The 25,950-nt window shown below is 70.2% G+C and carries 20 protein-coding genes, 1 tRNA gene, 1 pseudogene and 1 CRISPR repeat array; of the genes and pseudogenes, 12 read left to right on the forward strand and 10 right to left on the reverse strand.

All coding sequences use genetic code 11. The annotated features are described in order from the left end of the window. The first annotated feature begins 34 nt into the window (after positions 1-34). A CRISPR array of direct repeats spans positions 35-746; the repeat unit is 37 nt; unit sequence GTTGCGATCCTCGCCGGGTCCGGAGACCCGGCGCAGC. Between the two features lie 192 nt (positions 747-938). Then, a complete protein-coding gene (locus ACFHVL_RS27720) occupies positions 939-1,139 on the reverse strand; it encodes a DUF397 domain-containing protein (protein WP_416631402.1) in 201 nt (66 codons plus the stop codon). Then, positions 1,102-2,049 carry a helix-turn-helix domain-containing protein gene (locus ACFHVL_RS27725; RefSeq protein WP_416631404.1) on the reverse strand — a complete coding sequence of 316 codons (948 nt, stop codon included), beginning with the start codon at positions 2,047-2,049 and terminating at the stop codon, positions 1,102-1,104. The genes ACFHVL_RS27720 and ACFHVL_RS27725 overlap by 38 nt, the downstream gene beginning before the upstream one ends. Before the next feature lie 289 nt (positions 2,050-2,338). Here ACFHVL_RS27725 and ACFHVL_RS27730 point away from each other — a divergent pair, with 289 nt between their 5' ends. From ACFHVL_RS27730 to ACFHVL_RS27740, 3 genes are all read left to right on the forward strand, one after another. Then, entirely contained in the window at positions 2,339-2,503 is a 165-nt protein-coding gene (locus ACFHVL_RS27730; RefSeq protein WP_416631405.1) for a hypothetical protein, read from the forward strand. A gap of 65 nt (positions 2,504-2,568) precedes the next feature. Next, complete coding sequence (locus ACFHVL_RS27735) at positions 2,569-2,745, forward strand: hypothetical protein (RefSeq protein ID WP_416631406.1); 177 nt, start codon at positions 2,569-2,571, stop codon at positions 2,743-2,745. 2 nt (positions 2,746-2,747) lie between these two features. After that, positions 2,748-3,467 (forward strand): hypothetical protein, encoded by a 720-nt coding sequence (locus ACFHVL_RS27740; RefSeq protein WP_416631408.1) that lies wholly within the window; start codon positions 2,748-2,750, stop codon positions 3,465-3,467. Here the strand turns inward: ACFHVL_RS27740 and ACFHVL_RS27745 are convergent. Then, a complete protein-coding gene (locus ACFHVL_RS27745) occupies positions 3,439-4,575 on the reverse strand; it encodes an AbfB domain-containing protein (protein ID WP_416631410.1) in 1,137 nt (378 codons plus the stop codon). The two genes, ACFHVL_RS27740 and ACFHVL_RS27745, sit on opposite strands and share 29 nt — an antisense overlap. A 359-nt stretch (positions 4,576-4,934) precedes the next feature. Here ACFHVL_RS27745 and ACFHVL_RS27750 point away from each other — a divergent pair, with 359 nt between their 5' ends. Together ACFHVL_RS27750 and ACFHVL_RS27755 are read left to right on the forward strand one after the other, a co-directional pair. Beyond that, on the forward strand, positions 4,935-5,453 hold the full coding sequence (locus ACFHVL_RS27750) for a hypothetical protein (RefSeq protein ID WP_416631412.1): 519 nt from the start codon (positions 4,935-4,937) through the stop codon (positions 5,451-5,453). Beyond that, on the forward strand, positions 5,429-6,025 hold the full coding sequence (locus ACFHVL_RS27755) for a T3SS (YopN, CesT) and YbjN peptide-binding chaperone 1 (protein ID WP_416631414.1): 597 nt from the start codon (positions 5,429-5,431) through the stop codon (positions 6,023-6,025). The genes ACFHVL_RS27750 and ACFHVL_RS27755 overlap by 25 nt, the downstream gene beginning before the upstream one ends. Before the next feature lie 46 nt (positions 6,026-6,071). On the opposite strand, the gene ACFHVL_RS27760 is transcribed toward ACFHVL_RS27755, so the two are convergent. From ACFHVL_RS27760 to ACFHVL_RS27785, 6 genes are all read right to left on the reverse strand, one after another. Continuing rightward, positions 6,072-6,692, reverse strand: coding sequence for a copper resistance CopC family protein (locus ACFHVL_RS27760; RefSeq protein ID WP_416631416.1), 621 nt, complete (start codon positions 6,690-6,692; stop codon positions 6,072-6,074). Then, a complete protein-coding gene (locus ACFHVL_RS27765) occupies positions 6,677-7,285 on the reverse strand; it encodes a hypothetical protein (protein WP_416631418.1) in 609 nt (202 codons plus the stop codon). Before ACFHVL_RS27765 ends, ACFHVL_RS27760 begins: the two co-directional genes overlap by 16 nt. Positions 7,286-7,509: 224 nt before the next feature. Continuing rightward, on the reverse strand, positions 7,510-8,676 hold the full coding sequence (locus ACFHVL_RS27770) for a mechanosensitive ion channel family protein (protein WP_416631420.1): 1,167 nt from the start codon (positions 8,674-8,676) through the stop codon (positions 7,510-7,512). Positions 8,677-8,716: 40 nt separating this feature from the next. Then, entirely contained in the window at positions 8,717-9,871 is a 1,155-nt protein-coding gene (locus tag ACFHVL_RS27775; RefSeq protein ID WP_416631422.1) for a potassium channel family protein, read from the reverse strand. A 30-nt stretch (positions 9,872-9,901) separates the two neighbouring features. Continuing rightward, positions 9,902-10,219, reverse strand: coding sequence for an antibiotic biosynthesis monooxygenase family protein (locus tag ACFHVL_RS27780; protein ID WP_416631424.1), 318 nt, complete (start codon positions 10,217-10,219; stop codon positions 9,902-9,904). Positions 10,220-10,278: 59 nt separating this feature from the next. After that, positions 10,279-12,717 (reverse strand): phosphoketolase, encoded by a 2,439-nt coding sequence (locus ACFHVL_RS27785; protein ID WP_416631431.1) that lies wholly within the window; start codon positions 12,715-12,717, stop codon positions 10,279-10,281. A gap of 164 nt (positions 12,718-12,881) precedes the next feature. Here ACFHVL_RS27785 and ACFHVL_RS27790 point away from each other — a divergent pair, with 164 nt between their 5' ends. From ACFHVL_RS27790 to ACFHVL_RS27820, 7 genes and pseudogenes are all read left to right on the forward strand, one after another. Continuing rightward, positions 12,882-16,220: a DUF4132 domain-containing protein gene (locus tag ACFHVL_RS27790; RefSeq protein WP_416631426.1), complete on the forward strand. Its 3,339-nt coding sequence runs from the start codon at positions 12,882-12,884 to the stop codon at positions 16,218-16,220. Further along, positions 16,217-17,353: an ATP-binding protein gene (locus tag ACFHVL_RS27795; protein ID WP_416631427.1), complete on the forward strand. Its 1,137-nt coding sequence runs from the start codon at positions 16,217-16,219 to the stop codon at positions 17,351-17,353. The genes ACFHVL_RS27790 and ACFHVL_RS27795 overlap by 4 nt, the downstream gene beginning before the upstream one ends. Next, positions 17,353-19,632: a DUF5682 family protein gene (locus ACFHVL_RS27800; protein WP_416631428.1), complete on the forward strand. Its 2,280-nt coding sequence runs from the start codon at positions 17,353-17,355 to the stop codon at positions 19,630-19,632. The genes ACFHVL_RS27795 and ACFHVL_RS27800 overlap by 1 nt, the downstream gene beginning before the upstream one ends. Beyond that, positions 19,629-20,762, forward strand: coding sequence for a VWA domain-containing protein (locus ACFHVL_RS27805; RefSeq protein WP_416631429.1), 1,134 nt, complete (start codon positions 19,629-19,631; stop codon positions 20,760-20,762). The genes ACFHVL_RS27800 and ACFHVL_RS27805 overlap by 4 nt, the downstream gene beginning before the upstream one ends. Then, positions 20,759-22,777 carry a hypothetical protein gene (locus ACFHVL_RS27810; protein WP_416631430.1) on the forward strand — a complete coding sequence of 673 codons (2,019 nt, stop codon included), beginning with the start codon at positions 20,759-20,761 and terminating at the stop codon, positions 22,775-22,777. Before ACFHVL_RS27805 ends, ACFHVL_RS27810 begins: the two co-directional genes overlap by 4 nt. Beyond that, positions 22,761-23,201: pseudogene (locus ACFHVL_RS27815) on the forward strand (hypothetical protein); the annotation flags it as partial. The gene ACFHVL_RS27810 and the pseudogene ACFHVL_RS27815, both read left to right, overlap by 17 nt. A gap of 328 nt (positions 23,202-23,529) precedes the next feature. Beyond that, positions 23,530-23,613 (forward strand) — tRNA-Leu (locus tag ACFHVL_RS27820). On the opposite strand, the gene ACFHVL_RS27825 is transcribed toward ACFHVL_RS27820, so the two are convergent. Beyond that, positions 23,569-25,248, reverse strand: coding sequence for a recombinase family protein (locus ACFHVL_RS27825; RefSeq protein ID WP_416631433.1), 1,680 nt, complete (start codon positions 25,246-25,248; stop codon positions 23,569-23,571). The genes ACFHVL_RS27820 and ACFHVL_RS27825 overlap by 45 nt on opposite strands. Positions 25,249-25,950: the final 702 nt, after the last annotated feature.

A 25,950-nucleotide genomic window follows, 5' to 3' on the forward strand; every position in this document is an offset into this window, starting at 1 on the left:
CCTGGTACGCCGACTCCGACTCGACGGTTTCGTCGTTGCGATCCTCGCCGGGTCCGGAGACCCGGCGCAGCATGCGCACCACGTCGCCCTCACTGGCCAGTGCCTCCGGGTTGCGATCCTCGCCGGGTCCGGAGACCCGGCGCAGCCAACCGCCCCAGCCGAACAGGGCGGCCGGGTTGACTCCGTTGCGATCCTCGCCGGGTCCGGAGACCCGGCGCAGCGGCGTCGGCCGATTCCTTGTCGCCTTCGAAGCCCTGCTGTTGCGATCCTCGCCGGGTCCGGAGACCCGGCGCAGCAGGTCCGCCACGTGGCCGACGTCGCGGCCCTCCAGCTTGTTGCGATCCTCGCCGGGTCCGGAGACCCGGCGCAGCTCGTGCTCCGCGACCAGGTCCGCCTGCAGGCAGACGGGTTGCGATCCTCGCCGGGTCCGGAGACCCGGCGCAGCATGGCGGCCACGAAGGCCACCCGGACATTGCCGTCGGCGTTGCGATCCTCGCCGGGTCCGGAGACCCGGCGCAGCGTGACGACGTCGATGCGCCCCTCAAGTCCGATCCGGATGTTGCGATCCTCGCCGGGTCCGGAGACCCGGCGCAGCGGTCGGGTCGATGGTCCAGGTGGCCGGGTCGATGTCGACGTTGCGATCCTCGCCGGGTCCGGAGACCCGGCGCAGCCGGGCGGGTTCCTGGCCACCTCCGACCCCGGCCACGCCGTTGCGATCCTCGCCGGGTCCGGAGACCCGGCGCAGCGGCTCGCGAGCTGGCAACATTCGCCTTCATCAACATATGTCGCGCCGATCACGAGCCGACAATGTCCCAATTCTAGCAATTCGGCGGTTTGGAACCTCACGCTTGGAGCGTGACCACCGGAGGTTCCTAGATCAACTATTGACGTCAACGCCGCTGGGTGGCCGGCAGCCTGGCCACCCAGCGGCGTTGACGTCAGTGAGCGCTGCCAGCCGTCGGCAGGCGGGTGGTGAAGGTGGCCCACTGGGCGGGGGCGAAGGTGAGGACCGGGCCGGCCGTGTCCTTGCTGTCCCGTACGGCGATGACGGCGGGCAAATTCGTCGCGACTTCGACGCAGTTGCCGGAATTGCCGCTACGGCTACTCTTGCGCCACGTCGCGCCGGTCAGGCTGTCCACTAGTGATTGCCTCCAATGCTTCACGGATGACATCCCTTGACGCCGATTCGTCGAGGGCGCGGTTCTCAAGATCGTCCCAAACCAAATCGTAGGCCCTGACCTCGTCAGCCTTGTTTAGGTAGAGCGCTCCGGTCAGGGTGTCCACGTAGACCAAGGGTGGCTCGACTGGATCAGCGCTGAGCGGGGCATTGGGGAAGGCCAGGAAGCTGAACGCCGAGTTCATCCCGCTGTGCGCACCGGCTGAGTATGGGATGACCTGGACAGCGACGCTGTGGCGCTCGGTGATGGCAAGGAGATGCTGCAGCTGCTGTGCCATCACCTCCGGTCCCCCGACCATGCGGTGTAGCACTGCTTCGTTGAGCATCGCGCGCAGGTGTGGCGGTCGCGGCGAGGTGAGGAGCGCTTGCCGCTCCATCCGAACTCGGACGCGGTGCGCGATCTGTTCCTCTGTGAGTAGACCAACCGGCAGTCTCGTAACCGTCTCGGCGTATGAGCGCACTTGCAGTAGCCCTGGAACCGACTCCGGCTCGTACTGGCGGATCATGGCGGCGCTGTCTTCGAGGGAGACGTAGAGGCCGAACCAGGCGGGCAGGGCGGACTCGGTGTAGTCGTGCCACCAGGCGCGCTTGGGTGCCTCGCGGGTCTCCTTGGTGAGGTTGAGCAGGCGGGCGCGGGTCTCCGGGGAGACCGCGTAGAGGGTGCACATGGCGTGGACGTCGACGTCGCGGAAGCGGATTCGCTCGTCGCCGGCCTCGATGCGCCAGATGGTCGAGGAGCCGCGTTGCAGCTCGCGAGCCGCGGCGTCCTGGCTGATGCCGGCGGACTCCCGCAAGACGGTGAACCAGCGGCCGATGTGTCGGCGGAGCAGGGTTGTGCCGATCGAGCCGGACAAGTCGCTCGCCCCCTTCATCCTCTGTGGTGAGTGTAGTCACCAGGTGGTGGACAATCAACTGACGAGCGCCTTCATAATCGTGATGACACCCGGCACTGAATTGATTGAATCTCACCAGACGCTGCCCATGGCGATAGCGGCGCAACACGCCTTGTCTTCTGCATGGCGTCCACGTTAGATAACTCATGCCGGTGCTGTCCATAGTCTCCCGCCGCAGTCGTGACCCCCCGTATCGACTGCGGCGGGGCCAGCCCCGACGCGTTCCCACCCGCCCGATTAATTGATCTTCGCTCGGGAGGAAATCGTCATGTTGACCGCGCTCGCGTACATTGTCGTCGGTTTTGTGTTGGGCATTCCGCCGGGGCTGCTGCTGTGCCGGCTGCGGCGGCGTTGGTGCCCGTCCTGCGGGCAGACGCTGCGCTGCCCGGGATGCGGTTCCCGACAGTTCGTGACGCTGGATACCGGGCGGTGAGCGTCGAGCATGTGGCGGCGCGGCCGTCGTGGCGGTGCCGGTTGTGCCGCGACCCGTGGCCGTGCTTGGCGGCGAAGGAGCAGCTGGTCGCCGCGTACGACCGGATTGGTTTGTGCATCTATCTGGCCGTGCGGTCCGAGGATGCCGCCCGCGACCTGCCGGGGCTGACCCCGGTGATGACGTACGTCCGTTTTCTGGCCTGGGCGCGGGCCGCCACCGCTATCAACCGTTTTGGAGGGTGACCGTGGATTCCGAGATGACCGTACGGGCGGGGACCGCCGCCGACATCGGCGAGTTGTCGGGGCTGCTCGCCGAGGCGTTCGTGCTGAACCCGGTGGCGGCCTGGCTGATCGGTGATGTGGCGAACCGTTACACCACCTTCCTGCGGGTGTTCGAGATGGAGTTGGAGCAGGGGTTGGCGCATGGGATCGTGCGGGTGGCCGGCAACCGGGAAGGGGTCGCCGTCTGGCAGCCGTACCCGATGCTGTTGTCGACGGTGACCGCCCACGAGCGGGAGTATCTCGGCGCGGTCGGCATCTACCGGCGGCGGTTCGCGCATCTGTGGGCGGCGCGGGACGAGCATCGGGCGGCGGCGTTACGGCTGCCGGCCGGGCCGGATGATCAGGCGTTCGGGCCGGGCCAGACGCTGGGGCATGAGCTGGTGTGGCTGGCGGCGGCGCCGTGGTTGCGGCGCAAGCGGATCGCGACCGCGCTGCTCGCCGACCATCATGGTCGTCTCGACGCCGCCGGGCTCGCCGGGCATGCGGTCACCGATGAGGAGTACGTGCGGGATCTGCTGGTACGGCGTGGTTGGCGTACGCCCGGTCCTCGGCACCTGTCCCCCGCCGGGCCACCGCTGTGGTCGTTGCGGCGAGCGGCGGCGGGCCCGGCCGGGCAGGCTGGCCCGGCTGCCGGGCCCGCTGGCGGGTCCGACGCTACAGCGGCGGGCGGATCAGGAAGGTAGCCGACGCGGGCGACGAGCCGTCGCCGATCGGTGAGATGCGCATCTGCTTGTGGGTGTCGTGGCGCAGGAAGCGGTCCGGGTAGTTGTAGGACTTGAACGAGGTGTGCCGGCCGCCGATGCCGGTGACCGGGCAGAAGGTGGTGTCGGCGCGGAACAGTGAGCTGTCGTCGATGCGGTCCAGGAAGATTCGGAACCCGCGGTGGCGCAGGTAGTAGCCGGGAACGTTCGCCGATTCGAAGGAGACGCAACTGCGGCTGGCCAGGCCGGGGCGGACCACGAATGCGGCGTCGGTCTTCGATCTGCTGTCAGCGTCGACGGGTTCGACGACGGCGATGGAGTCTCGGTGGCGGATCCGGTGACCGGGCATGGCGGCAACTTCGAGACCGACGCGACTGCCGGGGGTGAGTGGGACGGTGGCCGGAGTGGTGGGTGCGGCCGGCGGCGTCATGTTGCCGGCCGACGGTGTGGTGGTGGCGGGGGCCGGGCCGGGTGCGTCGCCGGTGCCGGGATGCGGGTTGGGGTTGACGCCGGGGTCGATGCCGATGTCTGGGGCGGCGCCGCCCGAGGCTGCCGGGTCGCCAACCGGCGTGCCGTTGGCCGACGCGTCGGCCGACGCGTCGGCCGATGCCTCGACGTCGGGGCTTGGGCTGTCGGCGCCGAAGGCTGGGGCGTCGACGTTGGGTACGCCGGCGGCGAACTCGCCGCGGATCGGCTCCCGGCCGATGCCGTCCCGTACCATCGCCACTACGAGCAGGGCTGCGATGGTGAACAGGGCGCCGGCGCCGAGCAGCAGTCGCCGGGGCCTGGCGGGGTCGTTGTTGCGGCCGTAGATGGTGCCACGCGTGTTCGCGGTGTCGGCGTCCGGTCCGCCTGCGTCCTGCCCGCCGGTAGGCAGGTGTGCCGGGGCGGTCCGGTTCGCGGCGGCGGCCGCGGCGGCGGCCTGCCGGGCGGTGTAGCGGGCAGATCGGGGCACGATCGCGGTGAATGGGCGGGACGGAGTGACCCGGCGGAGGAAACTCGCGGCACTGCTCATGTGACGCCCGCCGGTTCGGCCGCCGGCTGCCCGGTCGGTGCCGGTCTGATCGGCGGCGGCTTCGTCGGTCGGCACGGGCGTCACGGACCCGGGTGCGCCGTCGATCGGTAGCCAACCGCCGATACGCAGGCGAGCCCTATCATCGTCCTTCTCGGACATTCGTGCCCCTTCGCTTCCGGTACGCGAGTGCTCACCCGCCCGGACATGTCAGCTCCTTGCGGCGAATACAATCGCATTTCCTACCGGCTGGCGCCAGCCGGGACCCTGACAAGTTGATCCCCAACCGATTGCGTCAGGTCATTGCCGCGTTCGGCTACCGTTGCAGGAGTAGCCGATCAGGTTGTGGGCGTTGCCGACCGGGCCGAGGACGGGTGACGTCCACAAGGCCGGCACCCGTCACGTGAACGGGTGACCACGATCAGTAGAGTGAGGATGTGTCTCTATGGATCGCAGCGACGTGGGGACTGGTCGGCAGCATAGTAGCCGAAGCGTTGAACCTCTACGGCATGATGCGCCCGACGACCGAGTCGAAGGGTCGCTGGCAGTGGCCGTGGCGCAGCAAACGGGATCGGCCGATCATCGTCTTCGCGGTGACGTTACGCGCCATCGCGGGCACCGGCCTGGCAGCGGCGGCCGCCGCTGGCGGGGTGGCGACGACGACGTCGGTGCCGCTGCCGACCCGCACCCGGCTGGCTGCGGCGCTGGCCGCCCGCCCGGTGGTCAACCAACCGGCCACCATGCTCAACGGCACCGTCGGGGTGTCCGCTGGTCTGTCCGCTGGGGACAAGTTGGCCGGTCAGGTGAAGGCGGTCGTCGCCGCGCTCCTCGGCACCCCCGTCGATCAGCTTCGGCTGGACTCCGACGGTGACATCGGCGTTCGCGCCGGTTCCGCGATGATCCTGGTACGGCCCAGGAGGATCCACCGCTGGTGGAGGTCTTCTCGCCGTTGCTGACCGGGGTGCAGCCGACCGAGGCGTTGTACCGGCGGCTGTCGGATCTGACGATGACAATGCCGCTGGGGCGGATCTACTGCAGCGGGGACACGGTGTGGGCGTCGCTTCCGGTGCTCGGGGTGGATTTCCAGCCGACCCATCTGCTGCTGGCGATCCGGGCGATGGTGGAGTTGGCCGACGACCTCGACGACCAGTTGCGGCACGAGTTCGGCGGCAGCCGGACGTTCGGCCCGGAGTCCTCAGGTATCGAGCCGGTGCCGGATCCGACAGGCTATCTGCGGGATCTTGCGGCGGCGGGTGAGTCGCCGGCTGGGCGGATCCTGGTGGATCTGCTGGCCGACCGGGGGCATCTGGATCAGTTGCGGTCGTTGGCGCAGGCCGGTGACTGGCATGCGGCGTCGCGGCTGGCCGCCCTGCTCCACGAGCAGGGCGAGCCGGTCGAGGCGGAGCGGTTCTGGCGGCTGGCCGCCGACCAGGGTGAGCCGGCGGCGCGGACCGCGTTGGCGACGGTGCTGGCCGGGCGGGGCGATGTCGACGAGGCGGTGGCCCTGCTGCACAACCGGTCGGGCTGAGCCCGGCCGACGGCATCACCCGCAGCCGGCCGGCCGGGCATCGGGGTCAGCCGGGCGGGCTTCGGCGGGCTCGCCGGCGCAGCAGCCAGCCGGCGAGCACCAGCATGAGCAGTCCGCCGACGCCAGCGGCGACGGCGGTCAGCACGGTCGGCTGGCCCGACTCCCCGGAGCCGGGGCCGGCCGGATCAGCGTCCGCTTCGGTGCCGACCGGATCACTGCCGGCGGGTCCGGCGGCGGCGCCCGGTGCCGGCAGCACCGCGCGGGCGCAGGCCGCCGGGTCACCGCTGTCGGTGCCACCGTCGACGACCTCGAAGTAGAACTTGCCGCTGATCTCGTGTCCGTCGGCCGACGTCGCCTGGTATGCGAGCGCGTGTACGCCGGTGGTCAGCGGGTCGACGGTGGCGCACAGGGTCTTCGCGTTGACCACGACCGCCTCCCCCACCGCGACGATGCTGTCGTCGGGGCCGGTGATGGTGATCCGCCGCTCGCCGATGCCGGACAGCGGCCCGAACGTCAGGGCGATGGTCGCCACGCCGGGGGCCACCTCGTCACCCGGCCCGGGGACGGCGGAGACCAGCGCGGTGTGCGCCCACGCGGGAGCGGCGAACGCTACCGCCGCCACCCCCGCACAGGCCAGGACCGTGGCGTGACTCAGAAGTCGGCGCATACCAGCCGGTTGTCCATGGCTTCCATCGGGTGGATGACCACCGCCTTGGCCGCGTCGCCGACCTGCTGCTCGTTGGTGACGGTCGCGGTGCCGGTGCCGTCGGCGGCAGCGGTGAAGCCGAGGTGGACCTCGTTCGGCGGGGTCTCCGGGCCGCTCTCGTCGAACTTGAAGTGCGGTCCGCCGTTGTCGGCGGCGCACTCCTGCGCGTGCAGGTGGCCCATGTACTGCGCGCCCGGCTCCAGCCCGGTCATGGTGACGGTGACCGTCGTACCGTCGTCGGTCTGCGCCAGCCAGGCGGACCCGGCGGCGTCGTCGGTGCCCGGCGGCCGGGTGTCGAGCAGGGCGAACGTGGCCTCCACGGCACCGTCGAGCTGGTCGGCCGGGGTGGCGGACGGGTCGTTCATCATCCCGTCCATGCCGTCCATGCCGTCCGAGTCCATGTTGTCGGACATCGCGGAGGCCGACGCCGACGGATCCGTGGTCGTGTCGGTGGTGCCGGACGAGTCGTCGCCGCAGCCGGCGAGGACGCCGACCGCCGCGAGGCCGACCACCGCGACAGCGGTACGCCAGCGGTCCGATCCGTTGATGTTCACGTTTCGTGTTCTCCCTGTTCGGATGTGAGGGTAGGCCGGCCACCGGGTCCACCCCGACCGCCGGCACATGTCTTCCCGCTCGGGGTCTTCCTATGATCAGTCGGACGCGGCCGCGTGGAAGTTCCCGCGGAATCGACTCCGCGCCGGACTTACCTCGGTGGGCACCGCGCGGGCTGCTTGCGGCAGACCGCCCTGAGCGGCCGGGAGAACGGCCGCGCTGGTGCTCACCGCTGCGGGGACTGGTCCTGGTCGCCGACGCCCGGGGTGGTTTCGGCGGCACGCTGCTGCGGCGTACCACCGTTGGGGTTGCCGCTGAGGGGCCCGCCACCGTTGGCGTCGTCGGCGGCCTGGTCCGCCGGGCCGCCCGCGCCCACCTCGGCGCGAACCCGGGGCCGCGACTGCGGATGCTGGGCCTGCACCCAGCCGACGAGCTGTTCGCGGACCAGGCACCGCAGATCCCACAACGCGGACGAGTTGGCGGCCGATACGAGCGCGCGGGTCCGGATGGTGCCGCCGGTCGCCTCGGTGACCTGCAGCCCGCAGACCCGGCCGTCCCACAGCGGCGCGGCGGCCTCGGATTCGACGATGCGGCGCAGTTCCCGACGCATCGCCTCGACGGGCAGGCTCCAGTCGACGTCGACCTCAGCGGTGCCGAGCACTGACGAGGCAGTCCGGGTCCAGTTCTGGAACGGCGTGGTGGTGAAGTAGTTCGACGGCAGGATCAGCCGGCGTTCGTCCCAGATCTTCACCACGACGTAGCCGAGGGTCATTTCCTCGATGCGGCCCCACTCGCCTTCGACGACGACCACATCGTCGAGGCGCAGCGCGTCGCCGAAGGCGAGCTGCAGGCCGGCGAAGATGTTGCCGAGGGTGCTCTGCGCGGCGAGGGCTGCGACGACGCCGACGAGACCGGCGGAGGCGAGCACGCTGGCCCCGGCAGCCCGGGCGCCGGGGAAGGTGATCAGCATCGCCCCGACGGTGATCACCCCGACGACGGCGAAGGCGACCCGGCGGATGACGGTGATCTGGGTGTGGGCGCGACGGGCGGCGAGGTTGTCGTTGACGTCGAGGCGGAAGCGGCGCAGCGCCGTGTCGGCGGCCAGGCCGAGCAGGGTGGCGACGAGCCAGCCACCGGAGCCGATGACGGCCAGCAGGATCAGGTGCAGTACGGGTCCGTGCCAGCCGTTGGTAGTGGCGACGGGGATGGTGAACCGGGCGGCGAGCAGCGCGGCGATGATCAGAGTCGGCCAGTAGGCGCGTCGGGAGATGTCAGTGAGCAGCGTCGACCGGCGTCCGACGATCCGCAGGACCCGGTAGAGGACGGTGACGGCGATCGCCGCCGCGGCTACCGCTCCGATGATGATCGCGATGCTGAGCAGGACGTCGGACACTCGACATCTCCTTTCCAGGCTGCGGTCGGGCAGCGGCCAGCTAATCACATCGATCGTGGTGGGCTGCCGGGGGTTCCGGGCCGCCGCGCGGCGGTACGCTGCCGCCGAGGTCGGGGTTCACTCCTGGCGCCGACCAGCCGCGCAGCCCGTCGAGGAAGACGGTGGAGTACGCCAGCACCTCGACGGCGAGTCGATCGTTGTCCGACAACGGCTGATCGAAGCGGTCACCCAGCTGGGCGGCGAGGCGGCCGTGCAGCCGCTGCAAAGATCGCACCGTCTCGGGGTCGCTGGCGGTTGCGGGGCCGGCCCCGCAACCGCCAGCGTCAGCTCCCCGCCGGGACAGCCGGCTGCTCAGGTAGCGGCGGACGATCGTGTCCTGGGTGCGCAGCAACGCGTAGGCCAGTTCCTCAGCGCGCGGGCCGAGACCCCGCCACTCGGCGCGGCGGGCCGCCAGCAGCGCGGCGACCGCCGCCTCGGTGACGTGTTCCAGCGCCGGCTCGATGTCGTAGTCGGGTCGGCGTGGCCGGTAGGTGAGCGCCACCAGTGGGTACCGCCGGACCGTGTCGTCGAGCGCGCGCAGGCTCTCGGCCCAGGCCGCGCAGCGCTGCCGGGCCGCGTCGACCCCCTCCTCGGCCAGGCTACGGGCGATCAGGCCGGCGCCGTCGGTGTCGCGCACCTGGTCGTGTACGGCGAGCGCGAATCCGTTGCGCACCGCCAACCCGGTGATCAGCTCGATCAGGTAGGTCGCCAACGCCGCGAACAGGGTGAACCCGAGTGCTCCGACGCCGACCGCGAGAAGTTTCTGCGCCGGGCTGTCCGGGGTGATGTCGCCATAGCCGAGCACGGTCAGTGTGCCGGCGGCGAAGTACAACGCGTCGTCGAACCCTGCCGGCCCGTATCCGATGACCCGGTGGTAGCCGTCGAGGTACGGCCAGACCAGCAGGGCGACGCCGAACACCAACGGCACGATCCAGGTCAGGAACGTGCCGGTCACCAGAATCGGGCCGGCCCACACCAGTGGCGTACGGCGTGGGCTGGCACCGCGCCCGCTGGCCAGCGACGACGCCCGCCAGACCAGCCGGCGGACCGACCCGGCGAGCAGCCCTTCAGCGTCCGGATGCAGGATCGTCAGCCACACGTCCACCAGCACGACGATGATCAGGAGCATGCCGGATGCCACGCAGAGCCACGTCATGCCGGCAGGCATACCCCGCCGGCAGGTGAATCAGGCGCGGGACACCGACTGGACCACCTCGAACTCGAGCAGGCTCGCCCCGGACGCCACCGGTGGCCGGGGCTTCTCGCCGTCGCCGGCGGCGTGCGCCTGCCGGGCCGGGCCGCTCGCCCACGCCTGGTACGCCTCTTCGTTCTCCCAGCGGGTGTAGACGAAGTACCGGCCCTCGCCGGCGACCGGGCGCAGCAACTCGAAGCCGAGGAAGCCCGGAGAGTTCTCCACCGCGCCCAGCCGGGCGGCGAACCGGCGTTCCAGCTCCTCGCCGGCACCGGCCGGCACCTCGATCGCGTTGATCTTCACGACTGCCATGCCGTCAGCGTAGTCCGCCTGCCACATCGACAGGCGGACCGCTGGGTTGGCGGCGGGGGTCAGCCCTGCTTGGCCCAGTCGCCCAGCGACCAGTCCTTCACCTCGGGCATGTCCTCCAGGTGCTCCACCACGTACGCCTCGTGCTCGGCGAGCTTGGCCTCGCACCAGGCTTTGAGGTCGGCGGCGCCGCGCGGCAACCGCCGTGCGTTGTTGATCGCGTCCATCACCAGGTGGTAGCGCGACGCCCGGTTGCGGACCGTCATGTCGAACGGGGTGGTGGTGGTCCCTTCCTCGATGAAGCCACGGACCCGGAACCGGTCGGCGTCCGGTCGGCCGTGCACCAACTGGTGAATCGCGCCCGGGTAGCCGTGGAACGCGAAGACCACGTCGACCGAGTCGGTGAACAACTCGGTGAACATCGTCTCACTCATGCCGTGCGGGTGGTCCTTCGGCCGGGGCAGCGTCATCAGGTTGACCACGTTGACCACCCGCACCTTCAGGCCGGGCAGCCGCTCCTGGAGAATGTGCGCGGCGGCCACCGTCTCCATGGTGACCACGTCACCGGCGCAGGCGAGCACGATGTCCGGCTCGGAGCTGCCGTCGTCGGTGCCGGCCCACGGCCAGATGTCGGCACCCTTGGCGCAGTGCTCGATCGCCTGGTCCATCGTCAACCACTGCAGTTGCGGCTGTTTGTCGATGACGATCAGGTTGACGTACGACCTGGACCGCAGGCAGTGGTCAGCGACCGACAGCAGGCAGTTGGCGTCCGGCGGCAGGTAGACCCGCGACACCGTGCCCCGCTGGTTGAGTACCACCTGGATCAGCCCGGGACCCTGGTGCGAGAAGCCGTTGTGGTCGTTACGCCAGGCCGTCGAGGTGAGCAGGATGTTCAGGCTCGGCACCTTGGCCCGCCATGGCAGGTGCGCCGCCTCCTGCAGCCACTTGCCGTGCTGCACCGTCTGCGAGGCGCTGACCATGGCGAACGCCTCGTAGGTGGCGAACATACCGTGGCGGCCGGTCAGGTTGTAGCCCTCCAGCCAGCCGTGGCAGTTGTGCTCGGACAGCACCTCCATCACCCGGCCGTTGCGGCTGATCGCGGTGTCCGTCGGATACACCTGCTCCATGAACCCACGGTCGGAGACCTCGAAGACCGCGCCGAGGCGGTTGCTGTTGGTCTCGTCCGGGCAGAACAGTCGGAACCGGTCCGGGTTTCGGGTGTAGATGTCGCGCATCAGCTCGCCGAGTTTACGGGTCGACTCGGCGCGCAACTGGGCCGGCTGCGGCACGTCGATGGCGTAGTCACGAAAGTCGGGCAGGTCCAGGTCGCGGGTCAGCAGGCCGCCGTTGGCGTGCGGGCTGGCACTCATCCGCAGGTCACCGTCGGGGCTGACCCCGGTCACCGTCGTGGTCGGCGCACCAGCCGCGTCGAAGAGCTCCTCCGGCCGGTACGAGCGCAGCCACGTCTCCAGGATCGCCAGGTGGTCGGCGTTGTCGCGGACACCGGACAGCGGCACCTGGTGGGACCGCCAGGTGCCGGTCACGGTGATGCCGTCGACCTGCTCCGGGCCGGTCCAGCCCTTCGGTGACCGTAGGATGATCAGCGGCCAGCGGGGGCGGGAGCCGTCCCAGTCGCCGGAGCGGGCCGCCGACTGGATCGCCCGGATCTTGCCCCAGGCGTCGGCCAGCGCGGCGGCGAACCGGTAGTGCATCCCGGGCAGGTCGTCACCCTCGACCTCGATGACCTCGTACCCGTGGCCTTCGAACAGCGAACGGACCTCGCCGCGCTCCTTGCGGGCCAGCACCGTCGGGCCGGCGATCTTCGCGCCGTTGAGGTGCAGAATCGGCAGTACGGCGCCGTCGTGGGCCGGGTTGATGAAGGAGACGCCTTTCCAGGAGCCCTCCAGCGGGCCGGTCTCGGCCTCCCCGTCGCCGACGACCGCGATCGCCAGCAGGTCCGGGTTGTCCATCACGGAGCCGAAGGCATGCACCAGGACGTAGCCGAGCTCGCCGCCCTCGTGGATCGAACCGGGGGTGGTGACTGAGACGTGGCTCGGGATGCCACCCGGGCTGGAGAACTGCCGGAACAGCCGCAGCATGCCGGGCTCGTCCCGGGTGACGTCCGGATAGATCTCGGAGTACGTACCCTCCAGGTAGCCGGCGGCGACCAGCGCTGGGCCGCCGTGGCCGGGGCCGGTCAGGTAGATGGTCTGCTGCCCGGTGTGCCGGATCAGCCGGGACACGTGGGCATAGATCAGCGACAGCCCGGGACTGGTGCCCCAATGGCCGAGCAGCCGTGGCTTGATGTGGTCGGCCGTCAGCGGCTCACGCAGCAGCGGGTTCCCGCGCAGGTAGATCTGCCCGACAGTGAGGTAGTTGTTGGCCCGCCACCAGGCGTCCAACTGCGCCAGCTCGGCGTCGTCGGGCACGGCGAGGAGCCGCAGCAGCCCGTCGTCCGCGCCGGCAGGGCCGGCCAGGGTCGCGGTGCGCTGATCGGTCACGGTAGCCACTGGTGGGTTCCTCCCTAGTCGAGGTACTCCGTCAGATCCGATCGTAATAGCGTGGACCGTGATCTTTCGCGGCTTGATGACCTGCCCGTCGGGGGTCCTACGCCCCTTGACCGGCGACTGGCCGCGCACACCTTCGTCTGGTAGGAGGTTCGTGAGTGGGCAGGACCCGCAGCAGCGGCTCGGTGAGTGGCGCGGGCACGAACTCGTTGACGTCAGCTTCCGCCGGCCGCGACCAGGTCGTCGACGAGGACACGTTCGTCGTGCCGGCGACGTGGCTGCGCAGCATGCTTGCCCGCCGAGGTCTCGCCGGCGAGGTCCAGAAGCCCGACCTGGCCGCCCGCGACGGTGTCGCGAAGCTGGTCGACAAGCTCTCCGGACCTGTCGAGCAGATCCTGCGACATGGTGACACCGATCCGGCAGTGGCTGCGGCCGGCCTCGCCCAGCTGGCCGGCAGCCCGTCCCCGCTGGGGGCGGCGGCGGTCGCCGCCGCTGCGATAGAGGAAGCCACCGACCACGAGTCGGACCTGATGCCCGACTTCGCCGAGCTCTGGCTGGGCGATCGTGGCCTTCCCTTCGCCGCCGCGGCCACCGCCGAACTGATGTCCCTGGAGGTGAAGGTCTCGTTGCAGCGCGGCCACCTGTCGACCCTGCGTCATTTCATCCGGTACCTTCCGGCCGACTCCAGCTTCGGAAACTACCGGTGGACGGTCGCCACCCGGGTACGCGCCGCACTCGCCGCCGCCCCCGACGACCAGTACGCCGCTGGAGTGGCCGCCCTCACCCCGTTCCTGAAGGGCACCTTGCACCAACGCGCCGCAGCGGTGTTCCTCGCGCCCACCGAAACCGGTTGGCACGACGAGACCGTTGCCGCGGTCGCCACCACCGGCAACAGAACGCTGGCGTCGCTGCTGTTGTCGGCGGTCGTCTCTGCCGAACACGTCCGCCGGCTCGAAGCGATGCCGTACGACGCGACCACGCTGTACTCCCTCGTGGCCGGGGTCGGCCCGGCGGTGGCACCCATGCTCGCCGGCTGGCTCGACGGAGGGTACTGGCCGACCGCCGAGAGACGCCGGTGGTTGTCGGTTCTGGCCGTGCTACCAACCGACGAGGCGTTCCAACTGCTGCTCGATCGGGTCGATCAGAAACTTGTGCTGCCGGTGGTGATGGACGCGGCGAGGCGGTACCCGGGCCGGGCGCTGCGGCTTCTCGCCGGAAGCCGGCGACCCGAGCTTGACGATCTGCTGTGGGCACACGTCACCGCCGATCCCGGCGCCGCCGAAAGGATGCTGCCGACGCTGCCGGGCGACGCCGCCGGACGGGTCCGCGACATCCTGGCGGCGTCGGCAGCGGTGCGCGAAGCCCCCGAGCCGGCCCTGCCCACCCTGCTCGTGCGCCCGCCCTGGTCCGGCAAGCGCAAGGCCCGCACACCGGCCGTCGTCGACAATCTGGTGTGCCGCGACGAGCCGTCGGTCGTGTGGCTTGTCGGTGAGCGGGACAGGTGGCGTGACGGCGGCGAGGACCGGTGCGATGACACCCACGACTGGGCAGAGGTGGCGGCCTCCGTGCGTAGGGGCGACGAAGACGTGGACACGTTGGAAGATTTCTACGTCGGCGCACCCGAAGAATTGGCCCGGCCGCTGGTCGTCAACTGGCGTCCAGGCCCATGGCTGACCGACGAAGATTTGATGCGTATCGTGGTGGCCCGCTTCGAGCTCGACGCACTCCCTGCAGCGCTCGCCATCGCCCGGCAGGAACCGGCGGCGATGGCCGGTGTGCTCTTGCCGTACGCGGCTCCGGAGATCGCCGTCCTGATGGCTGACTGGCTGCACCGGCTCAAGTCGGTCCGGGTGCCGGCCATGGCCTGGTTGACCCGGCATGCCGCAGCGGCTGCCCGGGCGCTGATCCCGGCAGCGTTCGGCGGCCCCGGCAGGGCGCGGCGTCAGGCCGTCCATGCGCTGGACTCGCTGGTCCGCAGCGGGCACGCTGAGGAGATACGCGCGGCCGCGAAGGAGTACGGACCACCGGCGGTCGCGGCGCTCGACGACCTGCTGGCCGGCGATCCGCTCGATGCGCTGCCACCGAAGATCCCGGAGCTGCCGCCCTGGCTGGGCCTAGGGCTGCTGCCCCGCATCCGGCTCCGGGACGAAACCCATGTCCTGCCGATGTCGGCCGTCGAACATGTGGTCACCATGGTCGCCATGTCGCCACCCGGTCATCCGTACGCCGGTGTCGCGGTCGTCAAGGACCTGTGCGAGCCTCGCGACCTCGCTGGCTTCGCCTGGGCACTGTTCGAGCGGTGGCAGGCGGCCGGTTCCCCAGCAGCGCAGGGCTGGGCGCTGACCACGCTCGGGCTCTTCGGCGACGATGAGACCGTACGCCGGCTCGCGCCGCTGATCCGGGTCTGGCCCGGCGAGAGCCGGCACCCCTGGGCCGTGGCCGGGCTCGACGTGCTCGCTTCGATCGGCACCGAAGTAGCCTTGATGCACCTGCACCTCATCGCGCAGAAGGTCAAGTTCCAGGCGCTTCGGCAGCGCGCCAACCTCAAGTTGCGCGAGGTCGCGGAAAGGCTGGGTATACGGCCGGAGCAGCTCGCCGACCGGCTCGTGCCGGATCTGGGGCTCGACGCCACCGGCAGCCTCACCCTCGACTACGGTCCGCGACAGTTCGTGGTCGGCTTCGACGAACAGCTCCGGCCATTCGTACGGGACGCTGACGGCAAGCAGCGCAGGGACCTGCCCAGACCCGGAGTCAAGGACGACCAGACCCTCGCGCCCGCCGCCCGCCGCCGGTTCCTGGACCTGAAGAAGGACGTGCGGGCGATCGCCGCCGCGGAGATTCATCGACTTGAGCAGGCAATGGTGACCCGACGGAGGTGGACGGGCGCCGAGTTCCGTCAGTTCGTCGTGGCCCACCCACTGCTGTGGCACCTGGCGCGACGGTTGGTGTGGGGACACTACGACGAGCGGGGGAACCTCGTCGGCGCGGTCCGCCTGGCCGAGGACCGGACTTTCGCCGACCTCGACGACGACCAGGTGTCGCTGCCCGACGACGCAGTGGTCGGCGTCGCCCATCCGGTGCACCTGGCCGGCACCGTCGCCGCCTGGGCCGAGGTGTTCGCCGACTACGAGATCCTGCAACCGTTCCCGCAACTCGGCCGTGAGGCACCCGCCTTGACCGAGGCGGAGTTGACGGCGCACCGCCTCACCCGGTTCGAGGGAATCACCGTGGCCACGAGCGGACTCCTCGGCCTGGAGCGGCGTGGCTGGTACCGGAGCCATCCACTGACTGCCGGTTTCCAGCGCGAGTTCATCCGTGACCTGCCCGGCGGCGGCGCGGTCGTCATCGACCTCGACCCGGGCATCGCCATCGGCTATCGCGACGAGTACCCAAAGCAGCGGCTGGCGACGGTCGCGGTGCAGAACGTCCGACTTGGCGAGATCGAGCCGGTCAGCGTCTGGGAACTCGCCCGCGATCTCGCGGCGGTCACCGCATGAGCGCCGGCGACCGGTCAGCGGCCGGCACCGGGCAGGCCGACGGCGCGACGGCGCGACGGGCCCAGCGGCCACCCGCCGAGGTGCGCCACGCCGACGAACTGGCCCGGCTGCGGACGGCGGACACCGGCGACCGGCCACCCGGCTGGGTCTTGAGCCTGCAGGCGGCGCGGCGGTTCATTGTCGGTGACGAGAAGCTCGGTGTCCGCCGCAAGTTCGTCGGCGATGCGTCGCTCATCGACCGTGCCCTGGTCACCCTTGCCACCGGCCGTGGTCTCATGCTCGTCGGTGAGCCGGGCACCGCCAAGTCGCTGCTGTCGGAGCTGCTGGCCGCCGCCGTCAGCGGCGACTCGACCCTGACCATCCAGGGCGGTGCGGCCACCACCGAGGACCAGATCAAATACTCGTGGAACTACGCGCTGCTGGTCGCAGACGGTCCGTCACGGAAGTCCCTGGTGCCGGCACCGCTGCTGCGAGGCATGGCGGAGGGCAGGGTCGTCCGGTTCGAGGAGATCACCCGCTGCCCGTTGGAGGTGCAGGACTGTCTGCTGTCTCCGCTGGCCGACCGGGTGCTCACCCTGCCGGAGCTGCCCGGCGACGACGCGATGGTCTTCGCCCAGGAAGGCTTCACCGTGATTGCCACGGCGAACACCCGCGACCGGGGCGTCAACGACATGAGCTCGGCGCTCAAGCGCCGGTTCAACTTCGAGACGGTGTTCCCGATCGCCGACTTCGACACCGAGCTGGCGCTGGTGGCGGCCGAGGCCGGGGAGCTGCTGCGCCGCTCCGGGGTGTCCGCCCAGCCTAGACATGACGTGCTCGAGGTGCTGGTGACGACGTTTCGTGAGCTGCGCACCGGGCAGACGTCCGACGGCGACGTGATTGAATGCCTTTCTGCCGGGATGAGCACAGCCGAGGCGGTGGCGGTCGCGCACGCCGTCGGGCTGCGAGGCTGGTTCCTGCGGGGCGAGACAGGTTCCGCCGCTGATCTGGTGTCCTGCCTCGCCGGCACGGCGGCCAAGGACAACCCCGACGATCTGGCCCGCCTGCGGCGCTACCTTGAACAGCAGATCAGCCGGCGCCACGGCGGGCAGTGGCAGGAGATGCACGCCGCCCGGCACCTGCTACCCGGCTGATGGCGGTCACCGTCGTCGGCGTACGCCACCACAGCCCGGCCTGTGCCCGGCTCGTCGCCGAGACGATCGCGGCGCAGCGGCCGGCGTACGTGCTGGTGGAGGGTCCGGCAGAGATGAACGGCCGGCTCGACGAACTGCTACTCGACCACGAGCTGCCGGTCGCGGTCCTCACCAGCTACCGTGATCCGCAACGCCGGTACGTTTCGTGGACGCCGTTCTGCGCGTACTCGCCGGAGTGGGTCGCGCTCACCGCAGGCCGTCAGGTGGGAGCCGAGTTGCGCTTCATCGATCTGCCCGCCTGGCATCCCGCGTTCACCGGTCGGCGCAACCGCTACGCCGACGCCGAGCATCGGTACGCCGAGGTGACGCGACGACTGTGCCGTACGTTCGGCGTCGACACCGTCGACGCGCTGTGGGACCACCTGTTCGAGATCCCACCGACCGACGATCTCGCAGAACGGCTGGCCAGCTACTTCGACCTGCTCCGCTACGGTTCGACGGCAGGGCCGCACGACACCGAGCGGGAGGAGTACATGGCCCAGTGGATCCGCGCGGCCGTGAACCACGCTGGGAGCCGGCCGGTCGTGGTGGTCACCGGCGGGTTCCACCGGCCGGCGCTCGTCCGGCTGGCCGCAGCCACCGCGCACAGTCCCGGCTCGGCCGACCCCGCCTGGCCGCAGGTGCCCGGCCCACCGGCCACCGCAGTCGGCGACAGCTATCTCGTGCCCTACTCCTTCCGCCGGCTCGATGCCTTCGACGCAGAGCAGTCCGGCATGCCGTCGCCCGACTACTACCAACGGCTGTGGGACCACGGGCCGGACTCGGCCGCGGACCACGTTGTGGCTTCGGTGGTCGGGCGGCTGCGCCGGCAGCGACAAGCAGTGTCGACAGCGGACCTGATCGCGGCGCGTGCCTCGGCAAGCGGGCTCGCCCGGATGCGCGGCCACCGTCACCTCGCCCGGGTCGACATCCTCGATGGACTGGCATCCGCACTGGTCACCGAGGCGCTCGACGGGCCGCTGCCCTGGTCGCAGCGGGGCAGCCGGTACGCGGGAACCCACCCCGCCGTCGTCGAAATGGTAAACGTCCTCACCGGCGACCGCGTCGGACGGCTACATCCGTCCACTCCGCTGCCGCCGCTGGTCCACCACGCCGAGGCCGAGCTGGAACGGCACGGGTTCGACGAGCCCGGCGACGTACGGCTGGTCCTGACCGACCGCACCGACCTGGACCGCAGCCGAGTCCTGCACCAGTTGCGGGTCCTGCGGGTTCCCGGCTTCACCCGGCACACCGGCCCTGCCACCGGCATCGACCCGGTGCTCGACGAGCAGTGGAGCGTCCGGGTCGACGACAACCGTCTGCCGGGCCTCATCGAGGCCGGCGGCTACGGTCGGACGCTCGACATGGCGGCAGCCGCAGTGCTGGCGGAACAGATCAGCACCGCCCACGGCGATCTGCGTCAGTTGTCCGCCGCCCTGTTCGACGCCGCGCTGTGCGGCGACGACGGGGTCTCCGACGACACGCTGCGGCAGGTGACCGGGGTGGTCGGCAGCGCCACCGGCGTTGCGCCGGTGGGCCGGCTGCTGGCTGTCGCGCTCGCGCTGTGGCGCCACGACCACCTGCTGGCCCCCGCCGGCAACGCGACGGTGGGCACTGTCGTCGCGGCAGCCGTGCGGCGCGTCCTGTGGCTCGCCGAGAGCGTCCGTGGCGCGACGGCAACGGCCGATCCCGCCCGGATCGACGCGCTGGTAGCGGTCCGCGACGCGCTCACCCACGCCCGTTCCGCGCTCGGGCTCGACCGCGACGCTGCTCTGGCGGTCGCGGCCCGGATCGCCGCCAACACGGACGCGCCGCCCGATTTGCGCGGCGCGGCGTTCGGCTTGACCTGGTCCCTGGGCGCGCGGGTGGAGCCTGCCCGCGCGGTCCGGGGAGCGTTCGTGCCGGCATCGGCCGGCGACTGGCTCGCCGGGCTGTTCGCACTGGCCCGCGAGGAGGTACTCGCCGCCAGCGGCGTCCTCGACCTACTCGACGATCTCATCGTCACGACCGGCGAACAGGAGTTTCTGACCGCTCTGCCAGCGCTGCGGCAGGCGTTCGCGTACTTTCCGCCCCGGGAACGTGAAATCATCGCCCGGCACGTGCTGGCCCGCCGCGGTGTGTCCGGGTCGGCCCGCGAGTTGCTCCGGCTACCTGTCGCGCCGGCCGTCGTCGCGGCCGGTCGGGCGCTCGACGAGCGGATTGACGCGCTGCTGCGCAGATCCGGACTGGTGACCGAGTGACCGGGCCCGACCTGCAACGGTGGCGACTCGTGCTCGGCGAACCCGGCGGTGTCGTCGGCGACGGTCAGCCGCCCACGGACGAGAACGCGGCCCGCGACGCCGCCCTCGAGTGGCTCTACGGCCGCGATGAGCAACTCGTGCTCCGCGGAGTACGCCAAGCGGGTAGCCGGTCCGGCGGCGACGGACCTTCGACGCTGGCCACGGTCGACTGGCTCGACGCCGTCACCCGGCTCTTTCCCCGCGAGACCGTCGATCGGCTGCAACGCGACGCGGTGGAGCGGTACGGTCTCCACGAGGTGGTGACCGATCCCACCAACCTGGAACGGTTGGAGCCCAACCCGGCCCTGCTCCGGTCGGTGCTGCGCACCCGGCACCTGATGGATCCGCAGACGCTGCGGCTGGCCCGGCGCATCGTCGAAGCGGTCGTGCGGCAGCTCATGGACCAGCTCGCGACCGAGGTGCGGACCGTGTTCGCCGGCACCCGGTCACGACGGGCGAGCCGGTTCCGGGTGGCCCGCGACTTCGATGCCCGACGCACCATCAGAAACAACCTTGGGCGCTACCGGCCTGAGGACCGACGGTTGCTCATCGAGACGCCGTACTTCTTTTCCCGCACCCGCCGGCACCTCGACCACTGGCAGGTTGTCCTGTTGGTCGACCAGTCCGGCTCAATGGCAGACTCGGTTATCCACTCCGCTGTCACCGCCGCCTGCCTGTGGGGGCTCCCCGGGCTGCGCACCCACCTCGTCGTGTTCGACACCGACATCGTCGACCTGACCGCCGATGTCGACGACCCGGTCGAACTTCTGATGAAGGTCCAGCTCAGTGGCGGCACCGACATCGCCCGCGCGGTCGCCTACGCCGGGCAGCTCATCGAGCAGCCCAGGCGGGCCATCGTCGCGCTGATCACCGACTTCTACGAGGGATCGACGCAGGACGCTCTCGTACGGTCCGTACGTGACCTGGTCGAGCAGGGCACCAAGGTCCTCGGGCTGGCCGCCCTCGACAGCCACGCCCGGCCCGCGTACGACCGTGCGGTCGCGCAGCGCCTCGCCGATGTCGGCGTACGCGTCGGCGCGCTGACCCCGGGCGAACTCGCCGCCTTCGTCGCCGAGCAGGTCGGCCAGTGAACGGTGGTCCGGTCCCGCGTGGCGACCTGCTGGCTTTGACCACCGGAAAGCTGGCCGCCCTGACCAACCGAGGGCTGGTCAAGCGTGCCGTCAAGGAACTCAACCGAAGCGCGCCGGAGGTCACCGTGGACGACACCGGCACCGTGCACGGGGCGTTTCCTGACGGCACCGCAGCCAGCCTGCCGATCGGCGGCCTGGACGTCGGCGCCTGCTCCTGTCCCGCCATCTCGGTCTGCCGCCACCTCATCGGACTCGTTGTCGCCTACCAGCAGTACCAGCAGCTACCCGAGCTTCCCGCGGGGCCCACCGACCCGGGCGCAGCGCCGGCGTCCCCGAGATCGACGTCAGCGCGTAGCAACCCGGATGCCAGAAATAGCCACACCATCTGGTCACCCGGCTCGTTCACCGACGAACAGTTGACCGGCCGGATCGGCAGCGCCTCGATGGCTGCCGCCCGTCGTGTGGCGCGTGCCGGGTACCTGGCCCGTGTCCGCCGCCCTGCACCGAACGACCCGGTCCCCAGCGTCGACCTCGGCTCAGCCACCGTACGCTTCCTCGTCCCCCACGACCTCGGCTTCGTCCACACCGGCGTGAGCGGTGGCCGCGACGACGTCGTGGCCCTCGCGGTGTGGGCGTGCCGCGCCGCCGACGAGCGCTCACCCGGATCAGCCGAGGTACGGATCGTCGTCGGAGGCCCCAGCGATGCCAGTGCCTCTGGACTCGAGGCGGCACTTGGACTCGCGGACCGGGTAGTCCGTGACGGCGCGGTGCACGTCGGTCAGGGCATAGCCTCGGCGATCGTCGAACAGCGACGAATCCTCGAGGCCGCCGGGCTGCGTTGGCCGCTCCTCGCCCTCGATGAACTGGCCGACCAGTTGGCGGCGTACCAGCGACGCGACGCCCGGTACCGGCCCGCGACGCTCGCCGGGCTGGTACTGGAGCTATATGCCCGGCACCGCGCTGCCAGCGACGGCGGCGACCGGCGACGGCTGTGGGTCCTCGGCACCGACGAGCAGGCCGAGATCCCCATGCGTAAGGTCACGCTCCACTCCCTCGGTTGCCGGGTCTCGGCGGTCGACGCGCGGCGTGCGGTGGAGATCTTCTGCGCGGACCCGGACTCCGCGACTGTCCTTGTGCTGCGACGCGACTGGGACGCGGCGTCCGACGGCGCCCTGGCCCACCAACGCATCGCGGGAGCCACCATCGAGGCCCTGGCCACCGGCACCGTCGTGACCGAATCCGCAGTACGCAGCGCGAGCAGAGCCGTTCGGCTGGTCACCGGCCGTCTTGCTCACACCACGGTGTACCCGTGGCGGGGTCAGTGGGACGGCCTACCCGACGCGATCAGGGTACGAAGCGTCGAGGCGCTCGGGGCCGAACTCGAAGCGCTACCGCCGCGGCTGGTCCGGCCCCGAATCTCGGCCGATCTGGTTCGCGTCGTGACGGTCGCCGACGTCCCGTCCGTCGACTACTCACCTGGTCAGCAGCGCCTCGACGCTGTCGTCCTCGACCCGCACGGCGGCGACGCCGTCGTCACCACCACCTACACGGGTGCTGCGCCCGGCCGACTCGACGCGGTCGCCGCGGCGATGAAAGGTGCGCATGGCCGTGTCCGCTACGTCAGCGGCGTCGTGCGCCGCCGCGCCGGTAAGGTAGTGATCGACCCACTGGCGATCGCCACGGACAGGACGATCGTCGTCCCCGACCTGGCACCTGCGGTCACGAGGCACCTGAAGTCCGGCAGCGTCGGCAAGCCCGACCCCGTGGTCGCCGCGATCGAGGAGAGTCGGGGACTGCTCTGCGAGGTTGCTCACCTGGGACTGCTGCACCTGCCGGCCGCGTACCCCGAACGCCTGCGCGACGCGGCCCGCGGCCTGACCGCGACAGGCCTGCGACGGGTCGCGGAGGCTGTCGACGATTTCGCCACCGCTGTCGGGACTGACCCGGGCGACAAGGCCGTTCAGGCATGGATAGACGCCTTCTTGCGGGTGGACGTGACGCTCGACCTACTCTGAGCGGATGGACGCGTTGGCACGGCCGGGGAGCACCCTGATCCGTCTGCGGGTCGAGCAGTTACCCGGCGACCGTGACCCCAGACCGGTGTGGTTGTGGTGCTCCGCCACCGGCGCCACCGCCGCCGACCTACGCCGCCCCTGGGAACGACCGGCCGCGCCAGAACCGGCTCACTCCCGCCCGGGTCCGTCGAGGATTTCGCAACCTCCGCGCGAACAGCACCCGACCCGCCAACCACCGAAACCCACCCGACCAGGACCCGGACGGCCACCCGGCTTCCGCAACCACAGACCAGCACCCCGCCACGACGTCGGCAAAACCGTCAAACGCGACCTGACCGTCACCGCACACAACATCAGACGGGTTGAGAACAAGCTAAGTCGGTCGATCCTTTGGGCCGCTCGGAGTACTACCGAACCGAAGTGACGGCCGAGGTAGCGCCGGTGAAAATCCGTAGCCTGTCGCCGCGGTACCTCACCGCCGCGATGCGGATCGCCCAGGTCGTTGGTATGAGGCACATCACGCCCTGGTACGCCCCGGGCACGTGCCTTGGCGTACCAGCGTGAGGGTGACCACAGCGACCGGCACCATCCAGGTGCTCCTGTCCGGTTAGCCGCTACCCCCGCCCAACCGCTCCCACCGGCACGGAATGCATGATCCACTCTGTTCGTGTAAAGTCTTGCCCCGTGCGGCCCTCAGCCGCCGGCCCCACGGTTCGATGCGACGAGTGGGGACGGTAGAGTGGTCCGGGCAGGTCCGGGTGGCGGAATGGCAGACGCGCTAGCTTGAGGTGCTAGTGCCCGTATAGGGCGTGGGGGTTCAAGTCCCCCCTCGGACACAAACTAGTACATGATCCATCAGGGTTGGCCTCCGCTTCGATGATGCGGAGGCCTGGTTTGTATGTGAGCTTGAGTCCGAGCTGCTGGTAGACCTGGGCTTTGTCGACGGGGTCGGCGGTGCGCAGGACGTTGGCGATGCCGGAGAGCGCCTCGACCACGGTCTGGATCTCGGCGGGGGTCATGGTGCGGCGGCCGGTGAGCTGGCGTAGCTCAGCCTCGATGGTGGCCTTCTCTGCCTGGACCTGGGTGGTCCATTGCTGGACGAGTGCCGGGTCGGTGCCCGCTTCGAGTGCGGCCCGGTAGCGGTCGAGCTTGGTCTGGATGATCGCGAGCTTCTCGCGGGCGACGGCGATGCGCTGCTGGTCGGCGTCGTTGTGTTGGGCGTCGGCGATGGCTTGCAGTGTGGCCTGCAGGTTTGCGGGTCTGAACGCCCGGCTGATCCAGGGATCGACCTGTTCGATGATCTTGTCCTCACGGACGTAGAGGCTGCGGGGGTGGGCGATGCTGTTGGCGTCGGCGTACTCGGCGGCGTAGGTGCATCGGTAGTGGTTGCGGTTGTTGTTGTAGCTGCCGACCATCCGCCGGTCACACAGGCCGCAGAACAGCAGGCCAGACAGGGTGTATCCGCGTTTGCTGGCGCGTGGCTTGGACTTCACGCCCGGTCGGCGTGCTCCGGCAGCGAGCTGGGTCTGGACCTGCTCGAACGTGTCGTCGTCAACGAGGGGCTCGTGGACCAGCGCGGAGGAGTAGATCCATTCGCGGGCGGGGTTCCAGCGCATCTTCGTTTCGTGGCCGAGGGCGACGTCCTCGATGTCGATGAGGATCTCGGCCTTGCGTTGCCGGTTCCAGACCTGGCGGCCGGTGTAGCGGGGGTTGGTCAGGATGACGCGTACCGCGCTCTTGGCCCAGGCATTGCCATGTCGATGTGGGTTGCGTCGGGGGTCAGCCGCAGATGGTGAAGGGATACCGTCGCGGGTGAGCCCTTCGGCGATGGCGTAGATGCCCGAGCCGGCGAGATACTCGCGGTAGATCCGGGCGACGACCGGTGCGGTGAGCGGGTCGGGTTCGAGGCGGTGCAGTCTTCGGCCGTCGGCGGCCTTGCTCGGGTTCGGATGCGGGCCGGCGTCGGCGAGCTGGTAACCGTACGGGGGACGGCCGCCGAGGAAGCGCCCTTCGGTCGCGGCTTGAGCGGCCATGGCGGAGCGGACTCGGATCTTGATTCGGTTCCGCTCGCCTTTGCTCATCCCGCCGTAGAGCGACATGACCAGGTCATGGGCGTCGCTGCCCGGGTCTACCGCGCCCCCGACCTCGGGGATCCACAACTGGACGCGGAAGTGTTCGAACAGCGGGAACGTGAGCCCGAACTGGTTGCCGTAGAACGCGCGCTGTGGTTCGCCGATGACGACCCCGTCGAAGCCTCGACGCGGGTTGCGCAGCGCGGCGAGCAGGTCCGCTGCCCGTGGTCGTCGTTTCCACGGCAGGGACCGGGATGTGCCGACGTCGAAGTACTCGGTGACGATCGTGTGTCCGGCGGCCTCGATGAGGCTGCGGGCACGGGCGAGTTGCCAGTTGCGGGATGCTTCGGGGTCCTGGTTGTCTTCAGTGGACACACGTCCGTAGAAGGCGAATCTCATTTTGTACTCCTGGGCGGTGGGGGATCCTGGCCGCCGGTCTGGTGGCGTGCGGCGTTGAGGATCAGTCGAAGCAGCGCGGCGGCTGTGCCTGGTGTGATCATGGGGTCGTAATCGGGAAGCTCGACCCGGACATCCCGTCGTTGCGGTGGCGAGTGAGGAGCCGCGGCAGCGTAGTTTGACTCAGCCTGCGACGGCAAGGCCGATGTCGTAGCGCCGGCGGATGACACTCGCGACTCATGATCATGGAGATGCGACCCGTGCGGCTGCTTCAGGTCGTGGGCTCGAACGGCGTGGGTGTCGTCGAGTTCATCGCGCTTCGCGTGGGCGATGTTGGTGGAGTCGTCGCGGCTCGTGCCCGAGCCGGGATGGGAATCGGTCATGGGTGGGTGGCTCCCGCGCCGTCGCGGGCCGTGTTCGCATGAACCAAATGCCCCTCAGCAGGCCACGGCGCGTCGTCAGGGTCCAATTGTCAACCCAACAGGCACCCAACAGGGCGGCACATGCCGGCTGTAAAGCGAGTTGGCTATCCCAACGGATGGGAATACCCAACTCACCGACGGCCGGTTGTCAAACCTGCGGCGTTCAGCTCAGCACGTGATCCGTGTCGGGTTGATCGCGGCTTCCTCAGCGTTGGGCCTGACCCGGTTTGACGGACATCCCAGCTCAGAGGGGCTGTGTGCTCCTCGGGAGGATGTTCATCAT

This window comes from Micromonospora sp. LOL_023 (genome assembly GCF_048060115.1).
In the GTDB taxonomy this organism is placed as follows: domain Bacteria; phylum Actinomycetota; class Actinomycetes; order Mycobacteriales; family Micromonosporaceae; genus Micromonospora_E.

Excerpts from the sequence above, each read along its gene's own strand:
- ACFHVL_RS27760 (WP_416631416.1), bottom strand. The coding sequence starts at position 6,692 with ATGCGCCGACTTCTGAGTCACGCCACGGTCCTGGCCTGTGCGGGGGTG.
- ACFHVL_RS27825 (WP_416631433.1), bottom strand. The coding sequence starts at position 25,248 with ATGAGATTCGCCTTCTACGGACGTGTGTCCACTGAAGACAACCAGGAC.
- ACFHVL_RS27800 (WP_416631428.1), top strand. The coding sequence starts at position 17,353 with ATGGCGGTCACCGTCGTCGGCGTACGCCACCACAGCCCGGCCTGTGCC.
- ACFHVL_RS27725 (WP_416631404.1), bottom strand. The coding sequence starts at position 2,049 with ATGAAGGGGGCGAGCGACTTGTCCGGCTCGATCGGCACAACCCTGCTC.
- ACFHVL_RS27775 (WP_416631422.1), bottom strand. The coding sequence starts at position 9,871 with ATGACGTGGCTCTGCGTGGCATCCGGCATGCTCCTGATCATCGTCGTG.
- ACFHVL_RS27780 (WP_416631424.1), bottom strand. The coding sequence starts at position 10,219 with ATGGCAGTCGTGAAGATCAACGCGATCGAGGTGCCGGCCGGTGCCGGC.
- ACFHVL_RS27730 (WP_416631405.1), top strand. The coding sequence starts at position 2,339 with ATGTTGACCGCGCTCGCGTACATTGTCGTCGGTTTTGTGTTGGGCATT.
- ACFHVL_RS27795 (WP_416631427.1), top strand. The coding sequence starts at position 16,217 with ATGAGCGCCGGCGACCGGTCAGCGGCCGGCACCGGGCAGGCCGACGGC.